The sequence below is a fragment of the Streptomyces sp. LS1784 genome, from assembly GCF_020103755.1.
GTDB lineage: Bacteria > Actinomycetota > Actinomycetes > Streptomycetales > Streptomycetaceae > Kitasatospora.
On record NZ_JAHSQD010000572.1, the window covers coordinates 1 to 5,099 of the forward strand.

Consider the following 5,099-nt stretch of genomic DNA (forward strand, 5'->3'; position numbering starts at 1 on the left):
CTGCCGAGCGGGGCACGGGTGGCGGCCTGCCGGGCGACGGCCAGCTGCGGGTCCCCGGCGCGGTAGCGGCGGCCGGCACTGTGCACCAGTACGCCGGGCGCGAGCGGGCGCAGGTCGAGGCGGTCGAGGTCGAGCGCGCGGCGCAGCTCGGGGAAGGCGGTGTTCAGCAGGTGGCTGCCGTCGTCGAGCCGGAATCCGTCCTGCTCGCGGGTGGCCATCCGGCCGCCGATCCGGTCGGTGCTCTCCAGGACCTGAACGGCGAGGCCGTGGCCGGTGAGCGCGCGGGCGGCGGCCAGGCCCGCGAGTCCGGCGCCGACCACGACGACGTCCGGGTCGGACGGCCGGCGGGCGCGGCGGGTGAAGTCGTACGTGGGCACTGGCGTGCTCCCTCCCTGGTCCCGGGGCTCCGGCCGACGCAGGCAGCGGGGTGCCGGGACACGGTCCGTGGAGGGTGATGCCCAGTCAGTGTGAGCATCAGACAAGCCCATCGGACCGGATCCGGGGCCGGGGAGGGTTGCGCGGCGCCAGGCGGGGGCGCGGTCACGGACAGTGCGCCGCGGCGGCCGGGTTCGGGGGTCGGCGGGCGCGTACGGTCACCGGGGGCGTGCGACGCGCCCGCCATGTGCTCCCGTGCGCCCCCTCCTCGGGCCCCCTCGAACCCCGCTCGGCATATGCCCCTGGCCAGGGCGGATGCCGTAGTCGGAGTACGTACCGGCTCCGCGCGACGTGTGCGCACGCCCACCCGTTCGGCGCGCTCGGCCGCCTCGTGCGCCCCGCCGCCCAGCACCCGTCCCGGCCCGCGCACCCGTACCGTCGTCCAACACCCGTCCTGCCGACAGCACCCGTCCCGGCCGGCGCACCCGTCACATGGCCGCGAGCACCGCCGAGTACACGTCCGGGTGGGTGAAGCGGAAACCCGCGTCCAGCAGCCGCCGCGGCAGCACCCGGTGGCTGCCGACCACCTCGATCGCCAGCTCGCCCAGCACCGCCTTCAGCACCGCCTCCGGCACCGGGAACGGCGTCGGCCGCCTCAGCGCCCGGCCGAGCGCGGTGGTCAGCTCGGCGTTGGTCACCGGGTTCGGCGCGGTGAGGTTGAAGGCGCCGGAGAGGTCGTCGTGGTCGATCAGGAACCGCAGCGCGGCCACCTCGTCGTGCAGCGAGATGAAGCTCCAGTACTGCCGCCCGCTGCCGAGCCGACCGCCCAGGCCCAGCTTGAACAGCGGGAACAGCCGCGCGCCCGCCCCGCCGGCCGCGGACAGCACCAGCCCGGTGCGGGGATGGACGACCCGGATCCCGGCCCGCTCGGCCGGCCGGGCGGCGTCCTCCCACTCCCGGCAGACCTCGGCCAGGAAGTCGTCGCCGGCCGGGGAGTCCTCGTCGATCACCCGGTCACCGGTCTGCCCGTACCAGCCGACCGCGGAGGCGCTCACGAGGACCTGCGGCGGCTCCTTGAGCCCGGCCAGGGCGACGGCCAGCGTCTCGGTGCCGTACACCCGGCTCTCCCGGATCTCCCGCTTGTAGGAGTCCGTCCAGCGGTGGTCGCCGACCCCGGCGCCCGCCAGGTGCACCACGGCCTGGACCCCGGCCAGCCCGTCCCGCTCGACCTCGCCGAGCAGCGGGTTCCAGCCGATCGCGGTGCTGCCGTCCGGCCGTGGGCCCGTCTTCGACCGGTGCCGGACCAGCCGGACCACCTCGTGGCCGTCCGCCAGCAGGGAGCGGACGAGCGCCGAACCGATCAAACCCGTGGAACCCGTGACAGCGATGCGCATGCGCCCATCCTCGCAGCTCCCGCGTGCTCCTGCGGCGTTCCCCGACCGCCCGTCACGTTCGCATGCACGCCGTTAGCATGACCCGCATGCCTGACGACGATCTGATCATCCGTACGGCGCGGAGCGAGGACGAGCGCGAGCTCGCCGTCCTCAACCACGCGTCCTGGTCATTCCTGTCCGACGTCTCCCCGGAACCGCCCGCCGAGGACTCGGTCTTCGACGAGCGGCACACCCCCGAGCAGTTCCTGCTGGCCGTGCTGGAGGGCCGGATCGTCGGCTACATCCGTCAGGTCCCGTCCACCCCGCTGGTGTGCAACCGGCACGTGCGGCAGATCCAGGGCCTGGCCGTCGACGGCACCGTCCGCGGCCGGGGCATCGGCCGCCGGCTGGTCGAGGCGGCCTGCGCGGCGGCCCGCGCCGAGGGCGCCCGCAAGATGAGCCTGCGGGTGCTCGGCTGGAACGCCCCGGCCCGCCGGCTCTACGAGAGCTGCGGCTTCGTCGTCGAGGGCTCGCTGGCCGAGGAGTTCCTGATCGACGGCCGGTACGTGGACGACATCTGGATGGCCCGCCCACTGGCCGACTGAACCCCGCCGGTCACCCGACCGGGCCCACCGGGCGCACCGGGCCCACCGAGCCCACCGGGCCCACCGAGCCCACCGGGCCCACCCGTCAACCACCCGCCGACGGTCCGAACAGGCCTGCCGGAAGCGGTGGTTGGCCGCCTGCCGGGTGGTGCAGAGTCGTGACGATCCCGCCCTGTCCGGACCGCCTCCGCGCCGGGTACCGTACGCCCGTGAGCAACTCGACGCCTCCCGGGTGGTACCCGGTCCCGGGTGCGAACGGCACCCCCGGTCACGAGCGCTGGTGGGACGGCAACGCCTGGACCAACGAGGTCCGGCCGCTCCAGGGCGGCGTCGCGGGCGGGCTCGCCGACGCACCCACCCAGACCTGGCAGCCGTCCGACCAGCGGCCCGGCTACGGCTACCCCGGCGGCCCCACGGCCCCGGCCTACGGCTACCCGGGCCAGGACGGCTCCCCGGCACCCGGATACGGCTACTCCGGCCAGGACGCCTACAAGGGCCAGGCCCAGGGCGGCCACCCGGTCCAGGGCCCCGGTTACGGCTACCCGGGCTACCCACCGCCGGCCCCGGCAGCCAAGCCGAAGACCGGCCTGATCATCGGCATCGCGGTCGCGGTGCTGGCCGTGGGCGGGATCGTCGCCGGGATCGCGTTCAGCGGCGGCGACGACCCGCGGGCGGAGCCGACCCCGGACCCCACGGTCACCGTGACCCAGAGCAGCAGCCCCAAGGCGAGTCCCAGCCCGACCGTGCCCACCAGCAGCCCCACGGTGCCCAAGCCCCTGCCGGCGGTCAAGAGCACCGTCCCCGACGCGCAGCACGCGATCACGGTGCCGGTCCTCGACGGCTGGGAGGTGTCGAGCAACCCGCCGCACTCGACGGTCTACCTCGGCACCGGCCGCTACACCTGCCCGGACGGCAGCTCCTGCATCCGCGGCCAGTTCTCGGTCGAGAAGGACACCATCCAGGGCTCCTCGCCCAAGGCGGCCGCCGACGCCCAGATGCCCGTCTACGCCGGGCAGATCTTCTCCGGCGTCAGCTCGCACACCGACTCCGGCTCCGGGTACGTCAGCGTGGCCGGGGTGCTCGGCTACGCCACCCGCTGGCACATCCGCACCACCGACGGCACCCAGGGCTACGTCCTGCTGGCCGCCCTCCCGGCCAAGGGCGGCGGCTACGTGGTCATGGAGGGCGGTGTGGACGACAACCCGGCCGCGCCGGACGTCTCGGTGCTGGACCAGATCCTCAGGGGCATCAGGCAGGACAGCTCCTCCGGCAGCAGCACCTGACCCGCCTCAGTCCCCGTACCGCTCCCAGAGCCTGGGGAACCGCTTCGCCATGACGTCCGGGTCGTCGAAGTCCAGGGCCGGTCCGGACGGCCGTCCGGTCTGCCGCCCGCCCACCTCGGACAGCGGCAGCCCGGTCAGCTGCTCGTACGCCTCGTCGGCGGCGTAGCCGAGGTCCTCGGCCTCGCCGTCCTCCTCCTCGTCGAACTCGGGCAGCAGGTCCGCCAGGTCGTCGGGTTCGGCCAGCCCGCCCTCGAAGACCTCCCGGCCCTGGCCGATCAGCCAGTACCTGAAGTAGTCGAAGGTGTCGTCGGAGGCGCCGTCGAGCAGCAGGTAGGCCGCGCCCCACAGGTCGTAGCGGTTGGCGCGCTGAAACCGCGCCTGGAACAGCCGGGCGAAGTCGATCACGTCGTCCGGGGTCAGCTGGAGGAGCCGTTCCACCAGCAGGTCGGCCTGCTCGTCGGGGTCGCCGTCCGCGGCGTCCCGGGTCTCGTCGATGATCTGCCAGAAGTCCGTCTCGTCCATCACCGCTCCAGCATCCCCGGTCGGCCGCGTCCGCGCATGCCGCGACTCGGTGCGGGCCCACGACCCGGTGCGGCCAGGGGCCGGGAACGGCGGAACCCCGCGCCGTCCGGGGACGACGCGGGGTTCCGTGCGCGGGGTTCCGCGGGGACCTGGCGGGGTCAGAGGCCGAGCTCGACCTCGAACTCGCCGGCCTCCAGGATCTCCTTGACCGAGACCAGGTAGCGGGCGGCGTCGGCGCCGTCCACCAGGCGGTGGTCGTAGGAGAGCGACAGGTAGACCATGTCGCGGATGCCGATGGCGGTGCCGCCGTCGGACTCGATGACCACCGGGCGCTTGACGGTGGCGCCGATGCCCAGGATGGCGACCTGGTTCGGCGGCACGATCACGGTGTCGAACAGCGCACCGCGCGAGCCGGTGTTGCTGATGGTGAAGGTGGCGCCGGACAGCTCGTCCGGGGTGATCTTGCTGTCGCGGACCTTGGTGGCCAGCTCGGCGGTCTTCTTCGAGATGCCGGCGATGTTGAGGTCGCCCGCACCCTTGATGACCGGGGTCATCAGACCCTTCTCGGAGTCCACCGCGATACCGATGTTCTCGGTGTCGAAGTAGGTGACCGTGCCCTCGGCGTCGTTGATCCGGGCGTTGACGACCGCGTGGACCTTCAGCGCCTGGGCGGCGGCCTTGACGAAGAACGGCATTGGGGAGAGCTTGACGCCCTCGCGGGCCAGGAAGCCCTCCTTGGCCCTGGCGCGCAGCGACATGATCTTGGTGACGTCCACCTCGACCACGCTGGTCAGCTGCGCCTGCTCGTGCAGCGCCTTCAGCATGTTGTCGCCGATGACCTTGCGCATGCGGGTCATCTTGACGGTCTGGCCGCGCAGGGCGGACGGCGCGGCGGCGGCCTTCGGCGCGGCGGCCGGGGCGGCGGCGACCGGGGCCGGAGC

6 protein-coding genes are annotated in these 5,099 nt (G+C 73.8%); 2 read left to right on the forward strand and 4 right to left on the reverse strand.

All coding sequences use genetic code 11. From position 1 onward, the window contains the following. Together KS423_RS37935 and KS423_RS37940 are read right to left on the reverse strand one after the other, a co-directional pair. Positions 1-377, reverse strand: a 377-nt coding sequence (locus KS423_RS37935) for an NAD(P)-binding protein (RefSeq protein ID WP_224284288.1), incomplete at its 3' end; no start/stop codon positions are given. 486 nt (positions 378-863) lie between these two features. Then, the gene (locus KS423_RS37940) at positions 864-1,769 is read right to left on the reverse strand and encodes a TIGR01777 family oxidoreductase (protein WP_224284289.1); all 906 of its coding nucleotides are present in this window, start codon (positions 1,767-1,769) and stop codon (positions 864-866) included. An 86-nt stretch (positions 1,770-1,855) separates the two neighbouring features. Here KS423_RS37940 and KS423_RS37945 point away from each other — a divergent pair, with 86 nt between their 5' ends. Further along, positions 1,856-2,353 carry a GNAT family N-acetyltransferase gene (locus KS423_RS37945; protein WP_224284290.1) on the forward strand — a complete coding sequence of 166 codons (498 nt, stop codon included), beginning with the start codon at positions 1,856-1,858 and terminating at the stop codon, positions 2,351-2,353. A gap of 209 nt (positions 2,354-2,562) precedes the next feature. Continuing rightward, complete coding sequence (locus tag KS423_RS37950; protein ID WP_224284293.1) at positions 2,563-3,636, forward strand: DUF2510 domain-containing protein; 1,074 nt, start codon at positions 2,563-2,565, stop codon at positions 3,634-3,636. A 6-nt stretch (positions 3,637-3,642) separates the two neighbouring features. Here the strand turns inward: KS423_RS37950 and KS423_RS37955 are convergent, their stop codons facing one another. Continuing rightward, the gene (locus KS423_RS37955) at positions 3,643-4,158 is read right to left on the reverse strand and encodes a DUF4240 domain-containing protein (protein WP_224284291.1); all 516 of its coding nucleotides are present in this window, start codon (positions 4,156-4,158) and stop codon (positions 3,643-3,645) included. A 158-nt stretch (positions 4,159-4,316) separates the two neighbouring features. Beyond that, positions 4,317-5,099, reverse strand: a 783-nt coding sequence (locus tag KS423_RS37960) for a 2-oxo acid dehydrogenase subunit E2 (protein WP_224284292.1), incomplete at its 5' end; no start/stop codon positions are given.

Bases quoted from the DNA above. Each gene is read 5' to 3' on its own strand.
- KS423_RS37940 (WP_224284289.1), bottom strand. From the start codon at position 1,769: ATGCGCATCGCTGTCACGGGTTCCACGGGTTTGATCGGTTCGGCGCTC.
- KS423_RS37945 (WP_224284290.1), top strand. From the start codon at position 1,856: ATGCCTGACGACGATCTGATCATCCGTACGGCGCGGAGCGAGGACGAG.
- KS423_RS37955 (WP_224284291.1), bottom strand. From the start codon at position 4,158: ATGGACGAGACGGACTTCTGGCAGATCATCGACGAGACCCGGGACGCC.